Source organism: Gammaproteobacteria bacterium (genome assembly GCA_016705365.1).
Classification (GTDB): domain Bacteria; phylum Pseudomonadota; class Gammaproteobacteria; order Pseudomonadales; family UBA5518; genus UBA5518.
The window spans coordinates 220,908-247,894 of record JADIYI010000005.1; the positions used below are offsets into that span (position 1 = coordinate 220,908).

General features: G+C 63.9%; 23 protein-coding genes and 3 pseudogenes. 17 read left to right on the top strand and 9 right to left on the bottom strand.

All coding sequences use genetic code 11. From position 1 onward, the window contains the following. Nucleotides 1–15 precede the first annotated feature (15 nt). The 8 genes and pseudogenes from eno (at nucleotide 16) to rpoS (ending at nucleotide 6,572) form a co-directional block, all read left to right on the top strand. Nucleotides 16–1,307: pseudogene (gene eno, locus IPF49_04785) on the top strand (phosphopyruvate hydratase). 54 nt (nucleotides 1,308–1,361) lie between these two features. Then, a complete protein-coding gene (locus IPF49_04790) occupies nucleotides 1,362–1,643 on the top strand; it encodes a septum formation initiator family protein (GenBank protein MBK6286956.1) in 282 nt (93 codons plus the stop codon). Between the two features lie 44 nt (nucleotides 1,644–1,687). Further along, nucleotides 1,688–2,395, top strand: coding sequence for a 2-C-methyl-D-erythritol 4-phosphate cytidylyltransferase (locus tag IPF49_04795; protein MBK6286957.1), 708 nt, complete (start codon nucleotides 1,688–1,690; stop codon nucleotides 2,393–2,395). Next, complete coding sequence (gene ispF, locus IPF49_04800) at nucleotides 2,392–2,880, top strand: 2-C-methyl-D-erythritol 2,4-cyclodiphosphate synthase (GenBank protein MBK6286958.1); 489 nt, start codon at nucleotides 2,392–2,394, stop codon at nucleotides 2,878–2,880. Before IPF49_04795 ends, ispF begins: the two co-directional genes overlap by 4 nt. A gap of 17 nt (nucleotides 2,881–2,897) precedes the next feature. Beyond that, nucleotides 2,898–3,533: a protein-L-isoaspartate(D-aspartate) O-methyltransferase gene (locus IPF49_04805; GenBank protein MBK6286959.1), complete on the top strand. Its 636-nt coding sequence runs from the start codon at nucleotides 2,898–2,900 to the stop codon at nucleotides 3,531–3,533. Further along, on the top strand, nucleotides 3,530–4,438 hold the full coding sequence (locus tag IPF49_04810; GenBank protein ID MBK6286960.1) for a DUF368 domain-containing protein: 909 nt from the start codon (nucleotides 3,530–3,532) through the stop codon (nucleotides 4,436–4,438). Before IPF49_04805 ends, IPF49_04810 begins: the two co-directional genes overlap by 4 nt. A 266-nt stretch (nucleotides 4,439–4,704) precedes the next feature. Beyond that, nucleotides 4,705–5,535: a peptidoglycan DD-metalloendopeptidase family protein gene (locus IPF49_04815; GenBank protein MBK6286961.1), complete on the top strand. Its 831-nt coding sequence runs from the start codon at nucleotides 4,705–4,707 to the stop codon at nucleotides 5,533–5,535. 38 nt (nucleotides 5,536–5,573) lie between these two features. Beyond that, complete coding sequence (rpoS, locus tag IPF49_04820; protein MBK6286962.1) at nucleotides 5,574–6,572, top strand: RNA polymerase sigma factor RpoS; 999 nt, start codon at nucleotides 5,574–5,576, stop codon at nucleotides 6,570–6,572. A 33-nt stretch (nucleotides 6,573–6,605) separates the two neighbouring features. On the opposite strand, the gene IPF49_04825 is transcribed toward rpoS, so the two are convergent. Together IPF49_04825 and mutS are read right to left on the bottom strand one after the other, a co-directional pair. Continuing rightward, nucleotides 6,606–6,929 carry a ferredoxin family protein gene (locus IPF49_04825; GenBank protein MBK6286963.1) on the bottom strand — a complete coding sequence of 108 codons (324 nt, stop codon included), beginning with the start codon at nucleotides 6,927–6,929 and terminating at the stop codon, nucleotides 6,606–6,608. Between the two features lie 97 nt (nucleotides 6,930–7,026). After that, complete coding sequence (gene mutS, locus IPF49_04830; protein ID MBK6286964.1) at nucleotides 7,027–9,579, bottom strand: DNA mismatch repair protein MutS; 2,553 nt, start codon at nucleotides 9,577–9,579, stop codon at nucleotides 7,027–7,029. Between the two features lie 301 nt (nucleotides 9,580–9,880). On the opposite strand from mutS, the gene IPF49_04835 reads away from it, so the two are divergent. After that, the gene (locus IPF49_04835) at nucleotides 9,881–10,222 is read left to right on the top strand and encodes an SDR family oxidoreductase (protein ID MBK6286965.1); all 342 of its coding nucleotides are present in this window, start codon (nucleotides 9,881–9,883) and stop codon (nucleotides 10,220–10,222) included. Here the strand turns inward: IPF49_04835 and IPF49_04840 are convergent. Together IPF49_04840 and IPF49_04845 are read right to left on the bottom strand one after the other, a co-directional pair. Continuing rightward, nucleotides 10,159–11,538 (bottom strand): DUF1329 domain-containing protein, encoded by a 1,380-nt coding sequence (locus tag IPF49_04840; GenBank protein ID MBK6286966.1) that lies wholly within the window; start codon nucleotides 11,536–11,538, stop codon nucleotides 10,159–10,161. The genes IPF49_04835 and IPF49_04840 overlap by 64 nt on opposite strands. A gap of 78 nt (nucleotides 11,539–11,616) precedes the next feature. After that, the gene (locus tag IPF49_04845; protein ID MBK6286967.1) at nucleotides 11,617–12,999 is read right to left on the bottom strand and encodes a DUF1329 domain-containing protein; all 1,383 of its coding nucleotides are present in this window, start codon (nucleotides 12,997–12,999) and stop codon (nucleotides 11,617–11,619) included. A gap of 293 nt (nucleotides 13,000–13,292) precedes the next feature. Between IPF49_04845 and IPF49_04850 the strand changes: the two genes are divergently transcribed. From IPF49_04850 to IPF49_04865, 4 genes are all read left to right on the top strand, one after another. Then, nucleotides 13,293–14,990: a DUF1302 family protein gene (locus tag IPF49_04850; GenBank protein ID MBK6286968.1), complete on the top strand. Its 1,698-nt coding sequence runs from the start codon at nucleotides 13,293–13,295 to the stop codon at nucleotides 14,988–14,990. 69 nt (nucleotides 14,991–15,059) lie between these two features. Further along, nucleotides 15,060–16,127, top strand: a complete 1,068-nt coding sequence (locus IPF49_04855; protein ID MBK6286969.1) for a glycosyl hydrolase — start codon at nucleotides 15,060–15,062, stop codon at nucleotides 16,125–16,127. A gap of 54 nt (nucleotides 16,128–16,181) precedes the next feature. After that, nucleotides 16,182–18,584, top strand: a complete 2,403-nt coding sequence (locus IPF49_04860) for an MMPL family transporter (protein ID MBK6286970.1) — start codon at nucleotides 16,182–16,184, stop codon at nucleotides 18,582–18,584. Nucleotides 18,585–18,690: 106 nt separating this feature from the next. Then, nucleotides 18,691–19,113, top strand: a complete 423-nt coding sequence (locus IPF49_04865) for a universal stress protein (GenBank protein ID MBK6286971.1) — start codon at nucleotides 18,691–18,693, stop codon at nucleotides 19,111–19,113. Between the two features lie 8 nt (nucleotides 19,114–19,121). Here the strand turns inward: IPF49_04865 and IPF49_04870 are convergent, their stop codons facing one another. The 3 genes and pseudogenes from IPF49_04870 to IPF49_04880 all read right to left on the bottom strand — a co-directional run bounded on the left by IPF49_04870 (nucleotide 19,122) and on the right by IPF49_04880 (nucleotide 20,689). Beyond that, on the bottom strand, nucleotides 19,122–19,562 hold the full coding sequence (locus IPF49_04870; GenBank protein ID MBK6286972.1) for a DUF3429 domain-containing protein: 441 nt from the start codon (nucleotides 19,560–19,562) through the stop codon (nucleotides 19,122–19,124). After that, the gene (locus IPF49_04875; GenBank protein ID MBK6286973.1) at nucleotides 19,559–19,717 is read right to left on the bottom strand and encodes a hypothetical protein; all 159 of its coding nucleotides are present in this window, start codon (nucleotides 19,715–19,717) and stop codon (nucleotides 19,559–19,561) included. Before IPF49_04875 ends, IPF49_04870 begins: the two co-directional genes overlap by 4 nt. Nucleotides 19,718–19,774: 57 nt before the next feature. Then, nucleotides 19,775–20,689 (bottom strand): annotated as a pseudogene (locus IPF49_04880) (hypothetical protein). Here IPF49_04880 and IPF49_04885 point away from each other — a divergent pair. Continuing rightward, nucleotides 20,682–22,127 (top strand): wax ester/triacylglycerol synthase family O-acyltransferase, encoded by a 1,446-nt coding sequence (locus IPF49_04885; protein MBK6286974.1) that lies wholly within the window; start codon nucleotides 20,682–20,684, stop codon nucleotides 22,125–22,127. The pseudogene IPF49_04880 and the gene IPF49_04885 sit on opposite strands and share 8 nt — an antisense overlap. 264 nt (nucleotides 22,128–22,391) lie before the next feature. Here IPF49_04885 and IPF49_04890 read toward each other — a convergent pair whose 3' ends face one another. Continuing rightward, nucleotides 22,392–22,760 (bottom strand): hypothetical protein, encoded by a 369-nt coding sequence (locus tag IPF49_04890; GenBank protein MBK6286975.1) that lies wholly within the window; start codon nucleotides 22,758–22,760, stop codon nucleotides 22,392–22,394. Between the two features lie 490 nt (nucleotides 22,761–23,250). Between IPF49_04890 and IPF49_04895 the strand changes: the two genes are divergently transcribed. Then, the gene (locus IPF49_04895) at nucleotides 23,251–24,225 is read left to right on the top strand and encodes a tetratricopeptide repeat protein (protein MBK6286976.1); all 975 of its coding nucleotides are present in this window, start codon (nucleotides 23,251–23,253) and stop codon (nucleotides 24,223–24,225) included. Between the two features lie 148 nt (nucleotides 24,226–24,373). Here IPF49_04895 and IPF49_04900 read toward each other — a convergent pair whose 3' ends face one another. Further along, nucleotides 24,374–24,664, bottom strand: coding sequence for a hypothetical protein (locus IPF49_04900; protein MBK6286977.1), 291 nt, complete (start codon nucleotides 24,662–24,664; stop codon nucleotides 24,374–24,376). A gap of 41 nt (nucleotides 24,665–24,705) precedes the next feature. Here IPF49_04900 and rsgA point away from each other — a divergent pair. Then, a pseudogene (gene rsgA, locus IPF49_04905) lies at nucleotides 24,706–25,756 on the top strand (GTPase RsgA). Nucleotides 25,757–25,807: 51 nt separating this feature from the next. Then, nucleotides 25,808–26,938 carry a helix-turn-helix transcriptional regulator gene (locus IPF49_04910; protein MBK6286978.1) on the top strand — a complete coding sequence of 377 codons (1,131 nt, stop codon included), beginning with the start codon at nucleotides 25,808–25,810 and terminating at the stop codon, nucleotides 26,936–26,938. Nucleotides 26,939–26,987 lie beyond the last annotated feature (49 nt).

A 26,987-nucleotide genomic window follows, 5' to 3' on the forward strand; every position in this document is an offset into this window, starting at 1 on the left:
TTGGAGAGTGTGACGATGTCGCTAATCGCTGAAATCAGCGCCATGGAAATCCTTGATTCGCGGGGCAACCCGACGATTGAAGCGCGCGTGCGGCTGCAATCCGGTGCCGAGGCCAGTGCCTGCGCCCCGTCGGGAGCATCCACTGGTTCGCGCGAGGCGCTGGAACTGCGCGACGGGGACGCCGCGCGGTACAACGGCAAGGGTGTGCTGAAAGCGATAGCCGCGGTCAATGGCGAGATCCGTGCGCTGCTGCGTGGCCGGGACGCGATCGACCAGCGCGGTCTCGACGAGGCGATGATCGCGAGCGATGGCACCGAGAACAAGGCGCGGCTCGGCGCGAATGCGATCCTCGCGGTATCGCTGGCCGCTGCAAAGGCCGCGGCCATTGCCCGCGGGGTACCGCTCTACGCGCATATCGCGGAACTGAACGGCACACCGGGCAGGTTTTCGATGCCGGTACCGATGATGAACATCATCAACGGTGGCGAGCACGCCGACAACAATGTCGATATCCAGGAATTCATGGTGCAGCCGGTCGGGGTGAGCAGTTTCGCCGAGGCGCTGCGCTGCGGTGCCGAGATCTTTCATGCGCTGAAGAAGGTTCTGCACGGTCGCGGGCTCAGCACGGCGGTGGGGGACGAGGGTGGCTTTGCTCCCGACCTGCCGTCCAACGAGGCCGCGCTGCAGGCGATCATCGAGGCGACCACGGCTGCCGGCTACCGGATGGGCGAGGACGTGACGCTGGCGCTCGATTGCGCGGCTTCCGAATTCTATCGCGAGGGGCGTTATCGGCTGAGCGGCGAAAACCGCGAGTTCGATGCACCCGGATTCGCCGGGTATCTCGACGAGCTCGCGCGCCGTTATCCGATCCTGTCGATCGAGGACGGCATGGACGAGAGCGACTGGGATGGTTGGGCGGAGCTGACCAGGCTCAGTGGCTCGCGGGTTCAGCTCGTGGGTGACGACCTGTTCGTCACCAACACGCGCATACTCGCGACCGGTATTCAGCGCGGTATCGCCAATTCGATTCTGATCAAGTTCAACCAGATCGGCACGCTGAGCGAAACTCTCGATGCGATCGCGATGGCACGCAAGGCCGGCTATACCTCGGTCATCTCGCACCGCTCGGGGAAACCGAGGACACCACGATCGCCGATCTCGCGGTCGGTACGGCGGCCGGCCAGATCAAGACCGGTTCCCTGTGCCGCTCGGATCGCGTTGCCAAGTACAACCGCCTGTTGCGCATCGAGGCCGAACTCGGCAGCGCCGCGCCCTATCGCGGGCGCGCGGAGTTTGCACGTGGCTGAGCGCTGCCGGAAAAACACCGCGGCAATTGCCGCATCATGGACTAGACTCGCCTGATGATTTCCTGGAAGTGGATAGCCTTGTCGCTGGCAGTGCTGCTGACGGTACTGCAGGCGAGCCTGTGGATCGGGCAGGGAAGCATTGCCGAGGTGGTCGCGCTCGAGCGTCAGCTGGGCAGCATGTCCGCCACCAATGAAGAGCTGCGTGCGCGCAACGAGCGCCTCGAGGTGGAGGTGGCGGAGTTCAGGAACGGGCTCGACAGCGTGGAAGAGATGGCGCGTGAGGAACTCGGCATGGTCAGGCAGGGCGAGACGTTCTATGTTGTAGTCAAGCACTGAGCGTGGGCCGGCGATGAACATTTGCGTTCTCGTCGCTTCGTTCCATGCGCGTTGATACGCCGCGCAGTATTTGGGCGGTGGTGCCTGCCGCCGGCACCGGTTCGCGTATCGACGCCGCGCTACCCAAGCAATATCTCCGTATCGCCGGGCGCATGCTCGCCGAGCACACGCTCGAGGCGCTGCTTGCGGTTGCGCGGATTCGCGAACTCGTGGTGGCCATTGCGCCGGGAGACACCCGTTGGGCCACACTGCCCGCGAGCCTGCGCGAACGGGTGCGGGTGGTTGCGGGCGGTGCGGATCGCGCGGGGTCGGTGCTCGGCGCGCTGGGCGGTTTTTCGCGCCTGCCCGATGATGAGGACTGGGTGCTGGTGCACGACATGGCGCGCCCCTGCGTGCGCACGACGCAGGTCGAGGCGCTGATCGCCACGCTCGAGAACGACGCGGTTGGCGGCCTGCTGGCAATTCCGGTGGTCGATACCCTGAAGCGCGCCACTGCCGGACAGAGAGTGGAGGCGAGTGTTGCGCGTGAGGGCTTGTGGCGGGCGCAGACACCACAGATGTTTCGCTTCGGCCTGCTGCGGCGCGCACTCGGCGCCGCGCGCGATGCGGGCGTCGGCGTTACCGACGAGTCGATGGCCATCGAGCGTCTGGGCTACGCCCCGCGCCTGGTCATGGGCAGCACCGATAATATCAAGGTGACGATCGCGGAGGACCTGGCATTGGCCGAATACCATCTGAAGGGCGGCGCATGAGAATCGGCCACGGCTACGATGTGCACCGCTTCGGACCGGGTGAGGCGGTGGTGCTGTGCGGCGTGCGCATCCCGCATACGCACGGCGTGCTGGCCCACTCGGACGGCGATGTCGCGCTGCATGCCCTGTGCGATGCCTTGCTCGGGGCGATCGCCGCGGGTGATATCGGACACCATTTTCCCGACACCGATGCGCGTTACCGCGGCGCCGACAGTCGCACCCTGTTGCGTGCCTGCTTCGCGATGGTTGGCGCGGCGGGTTTTGCGCTCGCCAATGCCGATATCACCATCGTGGCGGAGCGTCCGCGCATCGCGTCGCACGTGGGGGCGATGCGTGCCCACATCGCGGCGGATCTCGACAGCCCGCTGGCGGCAATCAGCGTCAAGGCAACCACGAGCGAGGGGCTGGGTTTTTGCGGTCGCGGTGAAGGGATTGCGGCCCACGCGGTGGTGCTGTTGTGTCGGGCCGACGAGGCGGACGCGTGAATATCCGTGGCATCGGGATGACCTCGCAGCGCACCCGCGAGCGCCTGGTGGAGCGGCTGTTCGAACAGGGCATCAGTGACATTCGGGTGATCGAGATGATGCGCACCACGCCACGGCATCTGTTTCTCGACGAGGCGCTCGCGCATCGCGCCTACGAAGACGCCTCGCTGCCGATCGGCTTCAATCAAACGCTGTCGCAGCCCTATACCGTCGCGCGGATGACGGAGTTGCTGCTGGCCGGTGGCGGCATCAGGCGGGTGCTGGAGATCGGCACCGGCTCGGGTTACCAGACGGCGGTGCTGGCGCAGCTCGTGGACGAGGTCTACAGCGTCGAGCGGATACGCGACCTGCTGGAGCGTGCGCGCACGCGGCTGCGCGAACTGAAATTGCGCAATATCACGTTGCGCCACGCGGATGGCTTTTCCGGATGGGCGGAAAAGGCGCCCTTCGATGGCATTCTGACCACTGCCGCGCCGTTGGCGGTGCCGCCCGGGCTGGTTGCACAGTTACGTGTCGGTGGCCGCCTGGTGATTCCGGTCGGCAAGGATGATGCGCAGCAACTGAGCGTCGTGACCCGCACCGAAGACGGGTTCGAGACGCGCGTGGTCGAGCCTGCGCGTTTTGTACCGCTGCTGGGAGGAACCGTAAGATGAGCGCGAATTCGGGCAAGGCCATGTTTGCCGTTTATCTGCGCGGCATGGCAATGGGGATCGCCGACCTGATCCCGGGGGTCTCGGGCGGCACCGTCGCGCTGGTGACCGGCATCTACGATCGCCTGGTCGGTGCGATCGCGGCCTTCGGACTGCCCAGTCTGCGGTTGCTGTTGCGCGGAGAAATCCGCGCGTTCTGGACTGCGATCGACGGGACCTTTCTGCTGGTGCTGGTGGCCGGTGTCGCGAGCAGCGTGCTGTCGTTGGCGGGGGTGCTGGGACGCTTGCTGGAACAGGTGCCGCAACTGGTATGGGCGCTGTTTTTCGGGTTGATCGCTGCCTCGATCCTGCACTTGGCGCGGATCGTCGGGAGGTGGCGGCCGACCCTGCTGTTGGCGCTCGCCGCGGGTGCGGCGCTGGCATGGTGGATTACCCATCTCGGAGTGATGGAGCCGAGCGATTCGCGGCTGTGGGTCGTGTTCTGCGGCATGATCGCCATCTGTGCCTGGATTCTGCCGGGTATCTCGGGAAGCTTCGTGTTGCTGGTGCTCGGCATGTACGAGCACATCATCGGCGCGATACACGAGTTCGAACTGTCTACACTGGCATTGTTTGCGATCGGCTGTGCCAGCGGACTGATGTTGTTCACGCACCTGCTGCGCTGGGCGCTGGCGCGCTATCACGCGCTCATCATGGCGCATTTGACCGGTTTTCTGCTGGGATCGTTGCCGTTGCTGTGGCCCTGGCAGGCAGACAACGGACAACTCGGCCGGGAAATGCTGCTTCCTGCCGGCTACCTCGCCGCCAGCGGCCGTGACCCCCAGATCCTGGCCTGCGTGTTGCTCATGGTCTCCGGTTTCACGATCGTCCTGTTGCTCGAGTATCTGGGCCGAAAACACGCATCCTGAACCGCTTTATGGGCAGCCAGGCCTGCTCGGCAATGCCGATAATTCCAGGTTTTTGTGAATTAGTACCAATTTATCACCTAAATTGGGTTGACAAAGCCTTCGGATCGGCGCAAATTCGCTTTCAGCAAAGTTCAACAAAATCATACCGATAAAATAGGTTCTTAAACAGAACGCGCACCTAAGGCGCGCAACTTAACAAAAATGCGGGGCGTTGATATGACTACGCCGAGACACACTAGCTGTTGCTGAAATGAATGTTCGGAATCCTGATTCGAGTCGCATTGCTTACCGTCAGCCTGCTTGCAGGGCTGGGTGGGTGCGCGGGTCGAAACTATTACTCGGACGTGCCGGAGCCCAAGGCAAGTCCCGCGCAGACCAGGAATGCCTCGGCGGCGGGCGGATACACCGTCAAGCCGGGCGACTCGTTGTACTCGATCTCGTTCTCGACCGGTTCGGACTGGCGCGAACTGGCAGCACTGAACAGCATCGCACCCCCATACACGATCTACCCTGGGCAGACCCTGCGTCTTGGCGCCGTGGCACCTGCCCCGCAGCAATCGAGCGCGGCAGTGCCGGTGGCACGCACGATTGCGGCCCCCGATGCGGGTGGGCCCGTCAGCGCCGCGCCTGCGGGCTCGCTGCCGTCCGTCCCGGCGCCTCCGACTCCTGCTCCACCACCCTCGGCCAGCGCTCCCGTGATTGCGCTGGCCGCGCCGCCACCGCGCCCGGGGGCCTGGCAGTGGCCGAGTGCGGGACGCATGATTCGCGGCTTTTCGGGTGGCGCGCAACCGCACAAGGGTGTGGATATCGAAGGCAAGTCCGGCGATCCGGTGCTGGCGGCAAACAGCGGCAGCGTGGTGTATGCGGGCGACGGGGTACGCGGTTACGGCAACCTGCTGATCCTGAAGCACGATGCAACGTTTCTCAGCGCCTATGCGCACAACAGCAGGCTGCTGGTCAAGGAAGGCGATGTGGTTAACGGCGGGCAGAAGATTGCCGAAATCGGCGACAGCGGTACCGATCGTTTCAAGTTGCATTTCGAAGTACGTAAACAGGGGAATCCGATTGACCCCCTGACGATTTTGCCCCGTCGATGAACGGCGCAACAAAAACAACCACGAAGGGAGACAGACCCATGGGACTCGAGGCCAGCGTACAGTTCGAAGACGACCCCCGAATCGCGGCCGATGGCGAATTCGAGGCTGAACTCGTCGAGCAAGCGGATAACGAAACGGAGAGTGCGGACAGCGAGCGCGAGGACGATGCGCTGGCGACGCGGCGCGAGGAGCTCAGTGTCCAGCGAACCCTCGATGCAACCCAGATGTACCTCAGCGAGATCGGTTTCTCGCCGTTGCTCAGTGCCGAAGAGGAGCGCCACTTTGCGCGGCTCGCGCTGAAAGGCGATGCGGCGGGGCGCAAGCGCATGATCGAGAGCAACTTGCGCCTGGTGGTCAAGATTTCACGCCGCTATCTCAATCGCGGATTGTCGTTGCTCGACCTGATCGAGGAAGGCAATCTCGGTCTGATCCGGGCGGTCGAGAAATTCGATCCCGAGCGCGGCTTCCGTTTCTCGACCTACGCGACCTGGTGGATTCGCCAGACCATCGAGCGGGCGATCATGAACCAGACCCGCACCATCCGGCTGCCGATACACGTGGTCAAGGAACTGAACGTTTATCTGCGGGCAGCGCGCGAGTTGACGCAGAAGCTCGATCATGAACCGACCGCCGAGGAAATTGCGGAGCTGGTGGACAAACCGGTCGAGGACGTCAAGCGCATGCTTGGCCTGAACGAGCGCGTGACCTCGGTCGACGTGCCGCTCGGTCCCGATTCCGATCGCTCCCTGCTCGACACCATCGCCGACCAGCAGGTATCCGATCCGGCCGAACTGCTGCAGGACGAAGACATGCGCGAGAGCATCGCCTCGTGGCTGGAGGAACTGAGCGACAAGCAGCGTGAGGTGATCGCGCGGCGCTTCGGGCTGGCCGGCTACGAGGGCGCGACGCTGGAGGAAGTGGGACGCGAGATCGGGCTGACCCGCGAGCGGGTACGGCAGATCCAGGTCGAGGCCTTGCGGCGTCTGCGCGAGATACTCGAGCGTCAGGGGCTGAGCGGCGAGGCAGTCTTCAGCTGAGGCAAGGGGGGCCGGGCGTCGGCCCCGTTGTGATCAGCGTTCCAGGTATTTCAGCTTGTCTGGCACGCCGTTCCATTCGTCGGCGTCCGGTAACCCGTCTTTCTTCTCGGTGATGTTCGGCCATACCTGGGCCAGTTCCGCGTTCAGCTCCAGATACGCGGATTGGTCCGCGGGCAGCTCGTCTTCCGAGAAGATCGCATCCACCGGGCATTCCGGTTCGCACAGGGCGCAGTCGATACACTCGTCCGGGTGTATCACCAGGAAATTCGGGCCTTCATAAAAGCAATCGACCGGGCATACCTCGACACAATCGGTATGCTTGCACTTGATACAGTTGTCTCCAACGACGAAGGTCATGTCGGGTGCGCCTCTCGCTGACGGTTTGGGATGGAATTCAAGGGCCGCAAGTCTAGCATGACAAGCTTCGCTGCGAGCGCCGCAGGCTCATGAATATTCAGTAAATTGTGCGGGCCAGCGCACTGATTTCATAGAGTATTTCAAGAGCCTCCCGGGGGCTGAGCCGGTCCGGTTCGAGCTCCGCCAGCCTGCCGAGCAGCGCTTCGCGACGCGGGTCCTGGCTGCCGAACAACTGGCCCTGGGCGGGGCTGCCGGCGGCGGGGACTGCGACGATCGCGGCGGCGCCGCTTTCGAGCTCCTGCAGTTTGCGCCGCGCTTCCCCGATCACCGCTTGCGGCACACCGGCCAGTGCCGCCACCTGCAGGCCGTAGCTGCGGCTCGCCGGCCCCGGTCGAACCGCATGCAGGAACACGATCCGGTCGGCATGCTCGGTGGCATCGAGATGCACATTCGCAATGGACGGGATGGTCTCGGGCATTGCGGTCAGTTCGAAATAATGGGTCGCGAACAGCGTGAACGCGCGCTGCTGGCGCGCCAGGCGCGCGGCCGCTGCCCAGGCCAACGACAGCCCGTCGAAGGTGCCGGTGCCGCGGCCGATCTCGTCCATCAGCACCAGGCTGCGGGCGGTGGCGTTGTGCAGGATGGTTGCGGTCTCCGCCATTTCGACCATGAAGGTCGAGCGCCCGCCGGCGAGATCGTCGGAGGATCCGATACGGGTGAAGATGCGGTCGACCAACGGAATGCGCGCGCTTGCGGCCGGCACGAAACTGCCGATATGCGCGAGCAGCACGATCAGCGCGGCCTGGCGCATGTAGGTGGACTTGCCACCCATGTTCGGGCCGGTGATGATCAGCATGCGCCGCTCGTCGTCGAGTTCGAGATCGTTGGCGATGAACGGCTCGCTCGATACGCGTTCCACGACCGGATGTCGGCCACCGGTGATCAGCAAGCGCGGTTCGTCGCCGAGCAGCGGGCGGCAATAGTCGAGGGAGTGGGCGCGTTCGGCGAGTGCGGCGAGCACATCGAGCTCGGCCAGCGCGGCGGCGCAGTTCTGCAGCGCGCCGAGTTCCTCGAGCAGCGTGTCGATCAGTTCCTCGTAGAGTCCTTTCTCGCGGCTCAGCGCGCGCGCCTTGGCACTGAGTGCCTTGTCCTCGAAGCCCTTCAGCTCGGGCGTGATGAAACGCTCGGCATTCTTCAGCGTCTGGCGGCGAATGTAGTCGGCCGGTGCGCGCTCGGCCTGGGCGCGGCTGATCTCGATGTAATAGCCGTGCACGCGGTTGTAGCCCACTTTCAGGTTCGCCAGCCCGGTGCGCTGCTGCTCGCGCTGCTCGAGTGCGAGCAGATAGTCGCTGGCGCCGGTCGCGAGCTGGCGCAGCTCGTCGAGTTCCGCGTCATAACCGGCGGCGATTACCCCGCCGTCGCGAATCACCATCGGCGGGTTCTCGACCAGCGCGCGCTGCAGGCGTGCGACAAGGTCGGGAAATTCGCGGGCACGCGCCCCGAGTTCCGCCAGCAAGGTGGATTCGAAGCCAGCACAGGCATCGCGCAGCGCGGGCAGGCTGACGAGCGCGCCGCACAGCCGGCCCAGATCGCGCGGGCGCGCGGAACGCAGCGCGACCCGCGCCAGGATGCGCTCCATGTCGCCGATCGCGGCGAGCAGTTCGCGCGGGGCGCGAAAACGCGCATCGTCATGCAGTTCCGCGATCGCCGCCTGGCGCGCGTTCAGCACATCGAGCCGGCGCAATGGGCGCCGCAACCAGCGCCGCAGCCAGCGACTGCCCATCGCGGTACGCGTGGTATCGAGCACCGAGGCCAGGGTGTGGTCGTCACCACCGCTGAAATTGGTGTCGATCTCGAGGTTGCGCAACGACGCCGCATCGAGCGCGACCGAATCCTCGCGCGCATCGGCAACCAGGGCATTGATATGGGGCAGGGCGCCGCGCTGGGTTTCCTGCGCATAGCGCAGCAGGCAGCCGGCCGCGGCAATCGCCAGCCCGAGCTGGGCGCAGCCAAAGCCCTCGAGATCGCGGGTGCCGAACTGCTGGTTCAACAATTGCGTCGCGCTCTGCGGATCGAACTCCCACGGTGGGCGGGTACGCAGGCCGTTGCCGCCGCGCAGCGCCGCGCGCCGCGCGGTGTCCTCGCTGGCCAGCAACTCGGCCGGCTGCAGGCGGCGCAACTCGCTCGCCAGCGCGTCCTCGCCGTTGACTTCGAGCACCATGAAACGGCCACTCGAGAGATCGAGCGAGGCGATACCGAAGCGCTCGGCGGCTTCCGCCACCGCCACCAGCAACGTGTCGCGGTGGGCGTCGAGCAGCGATTCGTCGGTCAGCGTGCCCGGCGTGACGATGCGCGTGACCTCGCGCTCCACCGGGCCCTTGCTGGTCGCCGGGTCACCCACCTGCTCGCAGATCGCCACCGACACCCCGGCGCGCACCAGGCGCGCGAGATAACCATCGACCGCGTGGTACGGAACTCCGGCCATCGGGATCGGCACGCCATTCGAGGAGCCGCGGCTGGTCAGCGTGATGTCGAGCAGCTCCGCGGCACGCCTGGCGTCGTCATGGAACAGCTCGTAGAAATCGCCCATGCGGTAGAACAGCAGCTCGTGCGGGTGCTGCGCCTTGATGCGCAGGAACTGCTGCATCATGGGGGTAGGAGCGGATTGTTCGGCTGGCGCCTGGCTCACGTCCTGCGGTATCCCGAATGGCTGGTCAAAGGGCGGCATTGTAATGGGCCGCGGTCGGTTCCCGCCATTCGCGCGATGCGGCTGAAGACCGATTGTCGGCGTGCTTCAGAGGCCGGATTGAATTCCGCGCCGCGCCCCACAGTGTGCGCCGCCCACCTCAGAGTCGCGGCGGCAACTCCCGGGCCATGGCGAGTTTTCCAGTTTCACCGGAATACGCATCGGCCGCGCGACCGCTGAATTGTTCGCCGTGAACGGATGCCGCGTGCTGGCCGTGGAGCTTCCGCGTCACGGGCTCGGCGAGGCCTTCCTGGACGATCCGTCGTTCCGCGAATTCTGGGACAAGAAGGCACCGATGGGCCGGCTGGGCGAGGCGCAAGACGTCGCGCGCGCCGCGCTTTTCCTCGCCACCGAGGACACGCGCTTCGTCTCGGGCGCCGGCCTGCTGGTGGACGGGGCGCCTGGGTCAATTTCTAGCTGGATGTTGCGAAAGCGCCCTGCGGCGAACGAGCGATCCCCGACTCGGGGTTCGCACCGATCCTGTCAGCGAATACCGCGTGCACCCATCCGCGCCGGAGCCATCTCTGAGTCGGACAGGAAAGGCTGACCGTAGCGCGCGTAGCCGTCCTTCAGCATCAACTGCACGGCGGCGTACTGGCCCTTGCTGAAGTCGTAGACCTGCGCGGATGAGCCCACGACGACGCCGCCATGGGCGTAGTCGGGCAGGCCATTGCTGAGCAGCAGGCGGAACAGCTTGTCGGAATGGTCCCAGCCCTCGTATGCGAGCGCGAGCCAGGTGTCCTCGTCGAGATAGAAGCGCTTCTTCTTGGCCATGTGCCGTGCACCGGGCACTGGCGTCGCCTCGACTTCCCAGACGCGGCGCAGTTCGTAACGCATCTTGTCGGGATCGAAGTGGTGCGGACCCAGCAACTGCGACGGCTCGCCGCGCAGCAGGTGCATGCGGTAGTTGTTGTACGGCATGTACATGAACTTCCTGCCCTTGAGTTGGAAGTCGAAGCGGTCCATGCGTCCGGCAAACAGGTTGATCTCGTCGAAGAACATCACGCCGCCCATCTGCGCCACCGGGGTGTCGTAGGCGAACTCCGGTGCCAGGCGCACGCGGCGCTGCCCGGCCTGATAGCTCCAGGCGCGCTGGTCGTCGATGTCGTAGCGCAATGCGTACCAGAGCAGCGTCTGCGTGCCGGCCTCGCGCGTGGGCTGGATGGTCGTGGAGAGGGGGCGCAGGTAATAGATGCCCGCCCCCTCGTAGGGTTTCTGCTCCGGATTGAAGTAGGGGTAGTCCCCGATCGTTACCGTCTGGAGCAGCATCGTGGTCGCGCCATTGGAGTTGACCAGGAAGGCCGAGGAATTGAACTCACCCGGCGTGGTGTAGAACAGCAGGTGGTTCCACATGGCCTCGTAGCCGTTCTTCGGGATCGGAAACGGCGTGCCACCCCAGCAGCCGTAGACGCCGACACCGTTGGCGCTGGTCTTGCACTCGGGGTTGCGGGCGTTGGCAAGCGAGTTGTTGCTGATGTACTCGGGAACCCACGCACTGCGGCGCGTGGGGTAGATATCCATGCGGAAACTCGGATAGCGGCGCATGAGCTCCATCTGCGCCTCCATGAGCTTGTCCTTGTACTGCTCCATGTTCTTCGCGTCGATGGAGAACAGCGGTTTGTCCTCGGGATAGGGATCGGGCCAGATCCCGCTCTTCGGGTCGAAACCGGGTGGCGCCTTGATGCCGCCGGTATAGGCGGGGTAGCTCCCGTCCGGCGTGCCGGCAATCTCGGCGCCCCAAGGCGTCAGTGTCGTGCCGAGTTGCGCGAGTTCCTGCTCGCTCACGGCCGCGTGCGTCATGGCACACGCCAAGCCCAGTGTCACGCTCGCGCCAACAGCCCGCAGAATCCTGTGGAAGCTCATATCATCTTTATCCCCGTCTCGTTTTCTTGTTCCCCTCGATAAACGATTGCCGCAACCGCCATTGCGGGCGTGCCCCCGTCAACGCAGGCCGCGATGGGTCATGCTTGCCGGCGCCAGCTCGGTTTCGGACCACCACGGCACGTCCATCCGGATGTAGGAGCCGGGGTAGAGCTGCGTCTGCAGCGCGGTGTACTGCCCGCGGCTGATGTCATAGGACTGCATCGACGAAGCGAAGCTCAAGAAGCCGCCGTTGTGGTAGTTGATGGCGCCATTGCTGAACATCACGCGGAAGAGCTTGTTCGAGTGGTCCCAGCCCTCGTAGGCGATGGCCGCCCAGGTGTCCTCATCGAGATAGAAGCGCTTCTTCGAGGCCATGTGCCGCACGCCGGGGTAGGGCGTCGCCTCCACCACCCACACGCGGCGCAGCTCATGGCGCACCATCTCCGGCTTGTAGTGGTGCGGATCCAGCAACTGCGCAGGGTCGCCGCGCACGAGGTGCATGCGCCAGTTGTGGTAGGGAAGGTACATCAGCTGCTTGCCCTTGAGCTCGAACTTGAAGCGGTCCATGCGACCCTGGAAGATGCTGATCTCGTCGAAGAACATCGTGCCGCCCATCTGCGCCGAGGGCGTGTCGTAGGCGAACTCCGGCGCGAGGCGCACGCGGCGCTGCCCCGGCGTGTAACTCCAGGCACGCTGGTCTTCCTTGTCGAACTGTAGCGGATACCACAGCATCGTCTGCCCGCCGACGTCGCGCGCCGGTAGCAGGTTGAGGTTGTGCACGCGCTGGTAATACTTGCCGGCTCCCTCGTATGGGGTGATATCCGGGTTGTTGTAGCAGAACTCGTTGTAGGTTCGCGTCTGGACCAGCAGCGTGATCGCGCCGTTGGCATTGACCAGGTAGCCCGTGGAGACGTAATCGGCGTTCTTGTTGCTGCGCAGCGCGTGGTTCCACATAGCCTCGTAGGCGTTGCGCGGGATCGGGAACGGCGTGCCGTTCCAGCAGCCGTAGACGCCCACCCCGTCGGGGCTGGTCTTGCACTCGGGATTGCGCGCATTTGCCAGCGCGCCCTTGATCCAGTAGTCCGGAAACCACACGTCGCGGTGCGTGGGGTAGACGTCGATGCGGTAGGTAGGGTAACGGCGCATCAGCTCCATCTGCCCTTCCATCAGTTTGTCCTTGTGCTGCTCCATGTTCTTGGCGTCGATGGAGAACAGCGGCTTTTCGTCGGGATAGAGATCCGGCCACACCCCCTTGTCCGGGTCGAATTCCGGCGGCGCCTTGGCGTCGCCCGCATAGGCGGGGTAGCTGCCGTCCGGGCTGCCGGCCTTCTCCGTGCCCCATGGGGTCAGCGTCGTACCCAGCAACCTGAACTCCTCCTCGGTCACCGCAGCGTGCGATGCCGCGCAGATCAACCCCAGCGCGATTCCGGCCAGGCAAGCACCGATCTTTCTCGTAATCATGGCGTATGTTCCCGCTGTCCAGTAACGAATGGAAGTCGATCCACATTTGACGGCCCCGTTCGTCCGCCACGGATCGCGGCCCCGCGAGTACTCTCTTTTTCTGCCCGGGGGACACGCTCTCTTGTGACATTAAGCGAATTTCTGCAACAACCTTTGCGATGGATCAAGGTAGATGCACGAGACGACGGAATAGATTCCACAAGCACATTGCCCGTGTGCCGGTCGCCCGCGCAGCGCGGCGACCGACGCCAGGGCAAAGCCATTATTCGAAGCAAGAAACCAAGGGGGTTGCCGTGGATACTGACAAGCACTTCAGTCGCGCGCCCGCCAGGGCGCTTCGCCGCACTGCACTGGCGCTGGGCATCGCCGCCGCGGGTATCGGCAGCGGCGCCTGGGCGCTGGACATCGCCACCGGGAACCCGGACCTGGCGGTGAAGTGGGACAATACGGTGCGCCTCAGCGCGGGATGGCGCGTCGAGGAAATCGACGATGCCTTGGGCGACAACTTCCAGTACGACGAGAGCGACTACAAGTTCGAGCAGGGCGACATGATCGCGCAGCGCCTGGACCTGTATTCGGAGCTCGATATCATCTGGCGCCGCGACTACGGCGCGCGGGTGGCCGTCGCCGGCTGGTACGACTACGCCTACCACGACAGCGACATCGAACAGAACCCCGCGCTGGCGAACCTGCCGGGCAGCTACATCGGCAAGGAGTATTCGGACCTGACCGAGGACTTCTATTACGGACCCTACGGCGAGGTGCTCGACGCCTTCCTGTTCGCGAACCACACCGTTGGCGAGGTTCCGCTATCGTTGAAGGCAGGACAGTTCACCACGTACTGGGGCATGTCGCTGTTCTACTCCGGCGGCATCGCGCAGAGCCAGCACCCGATCGACGGGCGCAAGGGCGCCGCGAACCCGGGAAGCGAGGTCAAGGAACTGTTCCTGCCGCTGACGCAGATCAACCTCCAGGCGCAGTTCACGCCGACGATAGCGGCCGAGGTGCAGTACTACTTCGACTGGGCCAATACGCGTTCGCCCGAGGGCGGCACCTTCCTCGCGCCGGCCGACCTCACGCTCCAGGGGCCGCAGCAACTCGGCGGAGACCCGCTCGTGGGGGCCAACCTGCAGCGCCGCGCGCCGCTGGAACCGGAGCACCAGGAGGGCAACTGGGGCGTGAACTTCAAGTTCAACCCCGATTTCCTGCGCGGGCAGACGCTGGGCCTGTACTACCGGGAATTCGACGAAAAAATCCCCTGGGTGTTCCTCGCCCTGCCGACGATGGACAACCCCAAGCCGTTCGGTTACCGGGCGGTGTACGCCGAGAACACCAAGGTCGCTGGCGTCAGCTTCGATGGTCAGATCGGCCAGTGGGCGGTCGGCGGAGAAGTGGGCTACCACATGGACACGGGCCTCAAGTCCACGGGCTTCGCGTTCGCCGAGGACGGTGCGCGCGGCGACACCTGGCACGCATTGGTTAACGGAATCTATCTGCTCGACCGCGGCGCACTGTGGGACACCGGCAACCTCGTGTTCGAACTGAGCTACGACCGCCTCGACCACGTTACCGAGAACGAGGACCTGTTTGTGCGCGTCGATCACGGCGACACCTGCACCATAGGGCGCGGTGGCCCGCCCGGCAGCTGGAAGGACAACTGCGCGACCAAGGACGCGTGGGGCCTGAGCATCCGCTTATCCCCGCAATGGCTGCAGGTGCTGCCGAGTCTCGACGTCCAGATGCCGATCAGTTACCAGACGGGACTGGACGGCAACTCCGCGATCTCTGCCTACGGCGTCAACGAGAAGGCGACCACGCTGTCGATCGGCGTGCAGCTCGATTACAAGGTGATTCATCGCCTGACGCTGCAGTACGACGACTTCTTCAGCACGCGGCACACGGTGAACGACGTGGCCGTCAGCGGCAACGGCGGCAGCTACGCCACCACCGACCGCGGCCGCGTCAGCATCACCTACAAGGTAGCTTTCTGATCTACGTCGAGGGAGAGTAGCGCGTACGACAGGAACCCGGAACCGACAACAAGGGCGCAAGAGCATAATATGAAGTCGATCATCTGCAGCACCTTCGCGGCGTGCGTGGTTTCGCTGATGCAGGCAACCACGGCAGCGGCGCAGGGTGCGTTCGTTGACCCCCTCGACGCGCCGGCCGAAGCGAGCCCGCTCGCGCAGCACAGCCAGCTGCTCGCGATAACGCGCGCGGGCAGCAGGCTGGTAGCGGCGGGCATGCGCGGGCACATCCTGTATTCGGACGACGACGGCCGCACCTGGACCCAGGCCAAAGTGCCCGTCAGCGTGGCGCTGACCGCCCTTTCCTTCCCCACGCCGGAGCAGGGATGGGCTGCAGGTCACAGTGGCGTGGTGCTGCACTCCGGCGATGGCGGCCAGAGCTGGGAACTGCAGCTCGACGGGCGCCGCACGGCCACGGACATGATCGCCTTTTACAAGGGCCTGGCGGGCGGCGGTGACGAGGCCGCGGCACGGCTCGCGCAGGAGTTGCCGATCAACTGGCAGGACGGCCCGGAGCAGCCTTGGCTGGGCGTGTGGTTCGCAGACGAGCAGCAGGGATTCGTCGGTGGCGCGTTCAACCTGATGCTCGAGACGCGCGACGGCGGCCGGAGCTGGACCCCGTGGACGCATCGCGTCGACAACCCGGACGCGCTGCATCTCAATGCGATCGAGAAAATCGGTTCCGCGCTCTACATGCCATCTGAGCGGGGCGTGGTGTTCCGGATGCGCGAGGGCGAGGAGCGCTTCAGAGCGCTGCAGACCGCGTATACGGGGAGCTTCTTTGGCATCTGCGGCGACGAGCGCGTACTGCTCGCCTACGGGCTGCGCGGAACCGTCTACGCGAGCACCGACCAGGGCGCGAACTGGTCGGCACTGCCGCCGGCGATCCCCGTCGCGCTGACCGCCTGCGTACGCGGCGCTGACGGTCGCTTCCTGCTCGCCGCGGCATCGGGGCACGTGGTCGCGGTCACACTGGATGCCAACGGTCCCGGCGCCATGCCGCAGAACGGCGCGCCCTGGCCGCTGGCGGGCATCGCCCTCGGCGCCGACGACCAGCCGATCGGCGTCGGGATGCGAGGCATCTGGCGCGCAGGGCAGTGAGTCGCGAGGCATGCTGCCGGATCCGATCATGACAACAACAGGATTCACGACTCCATGAGCGCCAATATAGAACGCATCGACCTGCCGGTCATCAAGAATCCCGCCGACTTCGACGACCAGTCGGGCGACGCGCTGGAGCGGCTGATCTTCAACCACCGCCCCCTGGTGCTGCTGCTGGTCGCACTGGTCACGCTGGTGCTGGGCTTCCAGGCCACCAGGCTCAAGATCAACGCGAGCTTCGAGGACATGATCCCGCAGTCGCATCCCTTCATCAAAAACTTCTTCGCGTATCGCGACAGTATCAGCGGACTGGGCAATTCGCTGCGCATCGTGGTCGAGAGCAGGGATGGAGACATCTTCGACAAGGACTATCTCGAGGTAGTGCGCGAGGTCAACGACAGGATCTACCTGCGCCCAGGCGTCGATCGCGCGTGGATGAAGTCCGTCTGGACACCGGCCACGCGCTGGACCGAGATCACCGAGGAGGGCTACCGCGGCGGCCCGGTGATGCCCTTCGACTACGACGCATCGCCGGAGTCGGTGACCCAGTTTCGCGTCAACGTGCTGCGCGCGGGTCTCATCGGCCGGCTGGTGGGTTCGGACTACAAGTCGAGCATGATCGTGGTCCCGCTGCTGGAGCGCAATCCCGAGACCAACGAGCCGATCGACTATGCCCAACTGTCGGACTTCCTCGAGGACGAGGTGCGCAGCCTGCAGAGCGACCGCTACCCGATCCGCATCATCGGCTTCGCGAAGCTGGTCGGCGATCTCATCGACGGCATCGAGGTGGTGTCGGTTTTCTTCGCGATCTCCGCCCTGATCGCCACGCTGATCCTCTACCTCTACACGCGCGATGCGCGCAGCACGGCGTTGCTGGTCGGCGCCGCGCTGCTTGGCGTGCTGTGGCTGCTGGGCATGCTGAAGCTCTGCGGCTACGTGCTCAACCCGTATTCCGTGCTGGTGCCCTTCCTCGTGTTCGCAATCGGACTGTCACACGGCGCCCAGAAGATGAACGGCATCATGCAGGACGTCGGACGCGGTACGCACCGCTACGTGGCGGCGCGCTACACCTTCCGCCGGCTGTTCGTGGCGGGGCTCACCGCGCTGCTCACCAATGCCTTCGCCTTCGCAGTGATGCTGCTGATCGACATCCCCGCAATCCGCGACCTGGCGATCACGACAAGCATCGGCGTATTGATCCTGATCTTCACCAAGCTGATCCTGATCCCGGTTGCACTCTCCTACATCGGCGTCGGCGAGAAGGCCGCGAAGCGGAGCCTGGAGACGGGATCGACCACGGGCGACAAGGGCCTGCTGGGCACGGCTTGGGAAAAGATCGGCCATTGCTCCGAGCCCAGTTACGCGATACCGCTGGTCATCGCGGCGATCGGGCTCGGGATTGCATCCTTCGCGACCAGCCATGCATATCTGCAGATCGGCGATCTCGACCCCGGCGCTCCCGAACTTCGACCCGATTCGCGCTACAACAAGGACGTTGCGTACATCAACGCGCACTACCGCATCTCCGGCGACCAGTTCGCCGTGATCACCGTGACGGGGCCCGAGGGGATACGCGACTACGCGACACTGGTCGAGCAGGACCGCCTCGCCTGGACCCTGCAGCAACTGCCGGAAGTGATCGCCGTGGAGTCCCTCGGCAGCAGCGTTCCGCTGATAACCATGGGCACGAATGAAGGCAACCCCAAGTGGATGGACATTCCGCGCAGCAGGCAGGTGGCGAGCCTCGCGGTGAACACGGCCACGACCAACTCGCCCGAGCTGCTGAGCGGCGACGCCGCGGTGGCGCCGGTGGTCGCCTACCTGCGCGACCACAAGGCGGAGACGCTCGCGCGGGTTGCAAAGACGGCGCAGGATTTTTCCGACGCGCACGGCTCGGAGCAGCGCCAGTTCCTGCTCGCCGCCGGCTCGGCGGGCATCGACGCGGCCACCAACGAGGTGGTCGCCGTCGCCAACTACCGCATGCTCGCGCTGGTATACGCCTCGGTGGTGCTGCTGTGCTACATCACCTTCCGCAACTGGCGCGCCGTGATCGTGGCGCTGGTGCCGCTCGCGATCACCTCGTTCCTCTGCGAGGCGCTGATGGTGGCGCTCGGCATCGGGATCAAGGTCGCGACACTGCCGGTCATCGCGCTCGGCGTCGGCTGCGGCGTCGACTACGCGCTCTACCTGGTCTCGGTGCAGCTCGCCGCGCAGCGCAGCGGACGCTCGCTGGAGCAGGCCTACCGCGATGCGCTGAACTTCACCGGGCGCGTGGTCTGCCTTGTCGGCATCACTATGGGGGCCGGCGTGGTCACCTGGGCGTGGTCGCCGATCAAGTTCCAGGCCGACATGGGTATCCTGCTCGCCTTCATGTTCATCTGGAACATGATCGGTGCACTGCTGCTGATTCCCGCACTCTCACACTTCCTGCTGGAGACACCACATGCCGCGCGCTAGAGCCAAGCCGGTCCTGACGAAAGCCAGGCCTGTCCGCGCCGAAGCCGCGCAGGTCGCGACCAAAGTCAAATCGTTCCGAACCGGGGCGCCGACGCAGCGCAGGGCAATGAAGGTGCTGATCGCCGTCGACGGCAGCGTTTATACCCGCCGCATGCTCGACTTCCTGATCCGTAACTTCGGCGCCAATGCCGAACCACCGGATTTCACCGTGCTGCACGCCGTGACCAGGGTCTCGGCGCACGCGCTCACCGTGCTCGAGCGTAGCGTGATGAGGCATTATTATCAGGACGAGGCCGCCACCGTGTTCCGGCCGATCCACCGGCGCTTCGACAAGCTCGGGATCAAGGCGGATTTCATCTACCGGGTCGGCAATCCCGCGGCAGTGATCGCCACCGCCGCCGAGTCCGGACGCTTCGACGTGGTGATCATGGGCTCGCAGGGAAGCCACGCGCTGAAGCGGCTGGTCATGGGCTCGGTGGCCACCCGCGTGATGGCGCAGTGCAAGGTGCCGGTGCTGCTGGTGCCGTAGGCGCGGCTTCAGGGGGTCTCGCGAAACGCCTTCTGACCGCGCGAACACGCTGGCTTTCGGGTGTACGAGCGGGCCATGCCCGCGATATCGCGCGCATGGTGCGGGCGGAGCCCTGCCGACGCAAGGGTCCATGCGCCGAGCACATCGGGAAGTGGCCACAGCACGTCCAGCAGGCAGGCAGGCAGGCAGGCAGCGCCGCCGGCGGTGAGCGCCGTGTGCAGCGGCACCAGCAGCCACGCCGGACCGGGCCGCGAACGCGCGAAGGAATGGTCGACCACCAGGCACAGGAGCAGGGTCGCAGCGAGGAGCGCCAAGCCGGTCTGGACAGGCAGGAGCAGCGCCACCCACCCCGCCAATGCGGGTACCACGCCGCGCCATGCAGAAGCGCCCTCAAGGCCGTCACGAACCGCGTAGCCCCACTGCAGCGCACCGACGAAGCTCGCGATCACGGCAGCATAGGCCCGAGCACCTCCAGCCAGCGCTTCTCCGCCGTGAGCAGGTACAGTCCCGCGCTGCCAATGAAGGGGATCAGGCCTGACCACCCCAGCACCAGTGCCGGTAGCGGAGCGGATTCTGCAGCCTTTGGTGTCGTATCGTCGTTCATGCACCATCTACACTGCGGAATCGGCGTCGAATCGCCGGTGGCTGCGAAACGCAGCCCTCAGCACTCGACAATGGGCCAATCGGCCGCATCGACCACGTAGCGCGCTGTACCGGGCGCACGCCCCCCCCCAGGCGCGGTTGAATTCGCCGTTGGGGTCGAAGATCTCCGCCTGCTTCTCCAGGTTGAAATGCCGGCCTCCACGCGGGTCGCAACCGACGCCGGCGATGTGTTGCCAATTGCCGTAATTGCTCGCGACGTCGTAATCGACGAGGTGCATCTCGAAGAAGGCCGCGCCGTAACGCCAGTCGAGACCGAGTTCGTTCACGAGGCAACTCGCCGCGATCTGCCGGCCGCGGTTGCTCATCCAGCCCGTTTGCACCAGCTGGCGCATCAACGCGTTGACCAGCGGGTGATCGGTGTCGCCCGTGCACCAGCGCGCGAAGGCCCGCAGCTCGAAGCAGCACGGCGCGCGGTGCCTGCCGATGCCGTCCGACGCGAACAGGCGCACGCCATCGACGCGGGCGCGCCAGTGGAAGAACTCGCGCCACAGCAATTCCTCCCAGAACCCGCGCGTGGACTCGTTGCGCGTTTCGTCGCGCTCGAAGCGCAACAGCTCCAGCGCTACCTGGCGTGCCGACCAAGCCATGGCGACAGCCAGGCCGAGGCATAGAGGCCGTCCAGCGCATTGCGCGTGTTCTTGCAGTGCGCAGCCGCGCGTTCGCGCCACGTGCAGTCGTGCAAGCGTCGCTCGCCGGCAGAGCGGTGCCGCCGCGCGCGGCGAAGCGATCGCAAGCGCGAGGGCGGCGAACCTCGCCGCGCGCGGGGGATCACCACGCGTACCCGCAGTCCGGCCGCCGGGAGTGATCCGGGCTGACGGTACGCTCCTGCATTCTTGTTGACCTGCCGCAATGCAAGCGTGTCGTTTTTGGGCGCCAAATCACTCCTGCGGCGCGAGGATTCCGACATGGCCATCACGATACCCCCGCTGGATGCGATGTTCTTCCTGTCGGAAATGCCCGCGAGTCCGAAGCACGTCGGCGCGCTGCAGATCTTCGAGCTGCCCCCGCGCGCGCCGAAGGATTACCTGAAGAAGCTGGTCGCCCGCATGAAATCGCAGCCGCCCGTGCCGCCATTCAGCTACTGGCCACTCTTCCCGCGCACGGGCATGCCGCAGTGGCAGGTCGACGAAAACCTCGACATGGATTACCACGTGCGCCACTCGGCGTTGCCGGATCCGGGCGACACGCGCCAGTTGCTCGACACGGTAGAACGCCTGCACGGCGGCATGCTCGACCGCCAGCGGCCGTGCTGGTTCTGCCAGGTGATCGAGGGGCTGCATGGCAATCGCTTTGCCGTCTACACCAAGATCCACCATGCCTGCATTGACGGTATGTCGGGCGTGCGGCGCATGTACGCCGCGCTGTCGGCGTCGCCGACGAGCACGGTCTTCACGGCGCCGTGGGCCTTCGAGGAGAAGACAGCGCCGCCACGTGCGGAACCGGACATCGCCACGCGCGTCGCTGCCACCGGGCGCACGGCGCTGGCGCAGGCCAGGGCTGTGGCCGAACTGTCGGGGACCCTGGCGCGGATGAGCCTGCAATGGATGAAGGTCGAATACAGTTTCCACCAGGTTCCCTTCGACGCGCCGCGCTCGCTGATGAACCGTCCGCTCACCCGCGACGCGCGCGCGGTGGGGATCTGCACGCTGCCGCTCGATCGCGTCAAGGCTGCGGGCCGGAGGCTCGGCGGCAAGGTGAACGACGTGGTACTCACCGTGGTCGATGCGGCGCTGCACGAATATCTCCGGCACAGCGGCGCGCCGAGCGACGCGGCACTGGTGGCGCTGTGCCCGATGTCGCTGCGCGAGGATGGCGACCACGCGGCCAACACCCAGGTATCGGCGCTGCACGTGCGGCTGGGCGATCCGCAGGCGGACATGCGCACGCGCCTCGGCCAGGTGATCGACTCCTCGGCGAAGTCAAAGCAGCAAGCACGGGAAATGTCGCGCGATGCCCTGCTGGACTTCGCGGTACTCATGTTCGGAGCCTACGAGCTCCTGGAGCGGACCGGGCTGCAGGAGCGGATTCCCGCCTCCTATAACGTGCTCGTGTCGAACGTCCCCGGCCCGACGGGCAGCAGGATGTACCTGCTCGGTTCGCGCCTGATCGCCAGCTACCCGATATCGACCTTCCTGCCCGGCACCAACCTCAACGTTACCGTACTCTCGCACGGCAACAGCATCGATTTCGGCGTGCTGGCTGACCGGCTCGCGATGCCAGACGTGGCGCGCCTGACCGAGTCGATCGTGCAGCGCTTCGCCGAACTCGAGCGCGCGTTCGCGAAACCTCGTGCGAGCCGCGCGCGAGCGGGCAGCAATGCGCTCCGGAGCAAACCCGCGGCGCGGCGCTGAGCAGAGCGCCCGCGCATCACAGGTAGCCGATCTCGCGCGCGTTTGCGAGCGTCACGCGTCGCGCGAGTCGGCGCGAGATCCGCATCACGATCGCGCTGCTCCAGCGCGAGCAGATAGTCGCTCGCGCCGGTCGCGAGCTGGCGCAGCTCGTCGAGTTCCGCGTCATAACGGGCGGCGATCACCCCGCCGTCGCGAATCACCATCGGCGGGTTCTCGACCAGCGCGCGCTGCAGGTGTGCGACGAGGTGCTGCCCGCGCTGTCGCTCAGACAGTGGGTGGTGAGCTCCCCCCTTCGCGCTGCGTTTCCGCTTCGCGTCGCGCCCCGATGCGCTCGCCAAGGCACTGGAGGTGATCTGCCGGCTGCTCGGCACGCACCTCGCACAGGGCTGGCTTCACGCGCAAGGAGGCGGCCACCGGAGCGGTGACGCTGGTGCAGCGTTTCGCCAGCGCACCGAACCACCGCTGGCGGGCCGAGAGGGGTCGGAGGAAAGCGAAGGGAAGCGCGCAGTCCGAGCGCTCTGCCATAGAGCGCCACGCAGCCATGACGTGGGCCCAACGGCTGAAGCGCGTCTTCAGCATCGACGTCGAGACCTGCGTGCGCTGCGGCAAGGCAGTGCGGGTGATCACGAGCATCGAGGAGTCGGGGCTGATCGAGCGGATCCTGGCGCATGTGAGAGCGAACGCGCAGACGAGCACGGCCGCCGTCGACGGGGCCGCCGGAGAGTGCGTGAGCGGCGCACACGGAAGGCGCGCGAACTTGCGCGCGTGGAAGCTGCGATCAGGGATCGGCAGGGAGCTGTGCTGCGCTCCGGTGTGGTGCGGAGGGATCTGGGGGATTGATCGGACTGCGAAGGATCCTGACCATCCCCGGTATCGAGCGGCAGGTAGGGGAAATTCGCGGGTTGGCACCCGCCAGAACACCGTGGGGCAGAGGCCGGTATGGCGGGCCTCGGTCAGGTAGAGGCTTTATCCTTCCTATACTTCCGCTGATGGTCAAGCCCTCGGCCGAAGGCTCTATACTTACGCATATCTGTCCTTACGATCGTCTCCACGGTCTTCCAGTCCAGAGGTTTTCCGACGGACGTTGAGGACATCACAAATTGGATTTTTCTCGGGATTTGTCATGACTAAACGCTTTCAGCTATTGCTTGTCTTATCCTTGATCTTCGGAACTACCGGATACGCGTCTGTTGCGGACGATAGCGCGGACCTTCGAGCCAAAGATCACCTCGCTCGGGCGATCGATCTTCTCGATACCTATCGTGGCGATAGCACCAAGCTGGAAACAGCGAAAACGCTGTTGGAAGAGATCGTTCAGAAGGACCCGGACAATGCTGCCGCATTTCGCGAGCTTGCTCGGTATTACATAATGAGAGGACACATCAGTTACCAGGATTTCCGACCTGGTTCGCTGGATGCGGCCGAGGCTTCCTTGAAGAAGGCACTCGAAATCAATCCCGATTATGCAGAAGCATACGTGCTTGCTGGTCATTTGTATCGACTCATGAAGCGACCGGTCGACGCAAGGAATGCGCTGTCCAGGGCTGATGCTCTCGGCACCGAGGATCCCTGGCTTCAGAATAACTGGGCAGACGTTTTGCTGGATGACGGCAAGTACGAGGAAGCTGCACAGCGATATCAGAAGGTAATAGATAGTGAAACCAACAACCAAAAAGCCATGGTCGTGGCTTTCGAAGGGCTCGGTGCGTATTACAAAAGTATCGGTCGCCTTGACGAGGCGGATGCAATCTACAGAAAAACAATTGCGTACGAACCAGAAAGTGCGTGGAATCACGGCAACTACGCCCAATTCCTGTTGTGTATGCGGGATGATTACGAGACAGCCATGGAACAGGCAGCCCGCGCCTTGCAGATAATGAATTATGGTGTCGGACGCAACATTCTCGCTTCGGCCCTGTACAGGAAATGGGCCGATCAAATCATGAAAGGGGAGACCGTTGCGGCAAACGAGTCCTTCGCAAACGCAGCGGCGAAAGCGTCGGGATCGCCGACCCAGATAGTTGCCTCGATCTGCGGTAATTGCGCAGCACTAAAGGCAGTGCGCAATGTCGAAAGCTGGTCCGCGATCAGGCGTTGAGATTGGTTGACAGCAGTTCGTGGTGTAACTTTGTTTCCATGAATTGGAATTCGAGATACGGGAGAGACTTGACCTTCCTGATCTTGCCAGGTATCTCCCGGGATCGGAGGCGAAGCACTGGCTTTCTGTGCAGGTATGTATGGTGATTTCAGCTTTTTGGTGCGAAGGCGATGGCGAAAGAGCATTTCCTGTCACTGAAAACTGGAGTTGCGTAGTCGGCTTTTCCGGGCAGCGACACGAGCTCACGAAAGATGCCGTGCGGCTCACTGGTGAGGGCTTTGTATGAATGGATCAGGGTCAGGTCGCCTGCGAGCAGCTCGACGCATGAAATCGCCGCCCTGACTCGAATGGATAGGTCAGATTGGCCATTTGATTTAGAATTTTCCGGAAACCGCATCTGCCCCGTGATCCGAGCCTGGTCGCCATGCGTCCGGTCCATCCACGGTGCGCTTCTGGATATTCTGCAAGCAACAACATTCCATGAACGAATTGACGCCAGGGACTTTGGGTTGGGATAGCTGGTTCGAAGCACAAGCGGAAAGCATGTGTGGCACGGAACTGTCTGCCGCCCGCGTGGTGACGGTCGACCGCGATCGGTTTCTTCTGCTGGATTAGGCTGGGTCTTTCCCTGCAAAGCTGGCCGGAAAGCTGATGCATGCGTCCGAATCATCGGTGGAGCGGCCGTGTTTCGGTGACTGGGTTTGCGGCAGGAAACCCGAGTCCGAGTTCGATGATTCCGGCGTGATCCACGGGATCTTCGAACGGAGGACCTGGCTGCGACGCAAGTCTGCCGGCGATTCGATTGAATACCAGATGATCGCGGCAAATATCGATTTCGTCGTCGTGCAATCCTGCCACTACGATTTCAACCTCAAGAGGCTGGAGCGCTACCTGGTAATGATCGGGGAAGGTGGCGCGACACCTCTTGTGCTGCTGACCAAGACCGACCGGGTGACAGCGGATGTGTTGGAAGACCAGATTGCGCAAATCAGGAGTGCAGGCATTAGCGCGCGGGTTGCAACGTTGAGCAACCTCACGAGGGAGGGATTCGATGAACTGGAAGGGCATTCTTGCTCCCGGCAAGACCTGTTGCTTTGTCGGATCCTCAGGCGTCGGGAAGAGCACGCTGATCAATAGCCTTGCAGGCCGCGAGCTGCTCGAAACAAAGGCAGTAAGCAGCAGCGGTGAAGGCCGTCACACCAGCGTTCGAAGAGAACTCATTGTGCTTGAAAGTGGCGCACTGCTCATCGACAACCCCGGCATAAGGGAATTTGGTGTGCTCGGAGCGGAGAACGGAATCGAGGCGAGCTACGCTGACGTTCTGGCATTGGCGTCGCAATATGTGACGATCATGCCGCCCGTCGGGAATCAATTCGAAATTTACGATGTTCCCGCGACAGAGCTACGAGCAGTTCCTCCGCACCTTGAAAAAGGCCGAATTGAAGCGCGACGACACATGTCCTGCCCCGGGTTCCACAGCGTAGAAATCGCCTTACACTGGGCCCAAGGAATCCGGGGCAGGCCAGGATAGCCAATACACTGCCGGAGCGAACTTTGGTTTTCGCTCCCAGAGGAGGTCAATGTGGCGGAAATTCAGGTAGCGCATCCTCTGAGTCAGGCGATTTATGAGGGTGTGCTGGAAAAACCTCCCTGGAAGACACTGCTGAAATATCTCGAAGACTATATGCAGGTACCCAGCGCCACGCTGGTGTTGCGCCGGCCTCGATTGTCCGATCCGGGGCTTACGGTGTATCTGTACTCAGGCTCGGATACCGGCGCCCTGGAGAATTTTCAGACGCGAGGATATCTCGATTCGCCGTTTGCTGAGTTGCCCGAGAAAAAGGTCTTCACCCTCCACGACCGTGTTACACGTTCCGAGCTCGAATCTCTCGCTTTTTATGAGTACCTGAATGCCTATGGTGTGTCCGATCTGATTGGCTTTGATGTCCATGACAAGCAAAGCCATATACGGCTCAGATTGCGGTTGGTACGTATAGGTGATACTCCGGCATTTTCCCGGGATGATCGGGTCCGGCTGGAGAGCATCGTCCCGTTGATGAATAAAGCGCTGAAGCTATTTGGCGCATATGCGCATAACAGCTTTATCGAAGAGTTGTACGAGGAGCTTCTGGGCTCGATGGATATCGCTTCTGTAATTGTCAACGCAAAGCTGGAAGTGCTTTCGGCCAATTCACAGGCAAAGCAGATTCTCGTCTCCGGGGATGGCGTGTTTTTGCGGCACGATTCGCTTCGTTGCAGTCATAACTCCGATCAGAAGAAATTGGAAGAGGCATGTCAAGCGCTGTTGCGGGTAGCTCGTGACGATGAGCAGATCCGGCGCACATCCAGCATTTCAATCGATCGTACGAGTTCAGACATGAAATGGGATGTGCACATTCGCAGAGTATCAACGCAAAATGTGGTGTTCGATGACGGAGGGCCGGAACTGGTGTTGCTTTTGCAGGGGCCGGTCCGTGACTGTGCACCCAGTCAGTCACGCTTGATTCAAGTGTTCGGGCTTACCCCGGCCGAGGCGAAACTGACTGCACACCTCATCGACGGTCTGACACTTACCGCTGCGGCGGAGGCTCTGGGGATATCTCGAAACACTGCCCGGGCACAACTTTCGTCCATCTTTGCCAAGACAGGAGTCAATCGCCAGACGCAGCTCGTCAGGTTGGTTTCGGATGCATGCGCTACGCATTGGCAGTGAGTGCGGAGCCCCCGAGCTTTAGTACAAGTGTACGATGCTGGTCCGGCAA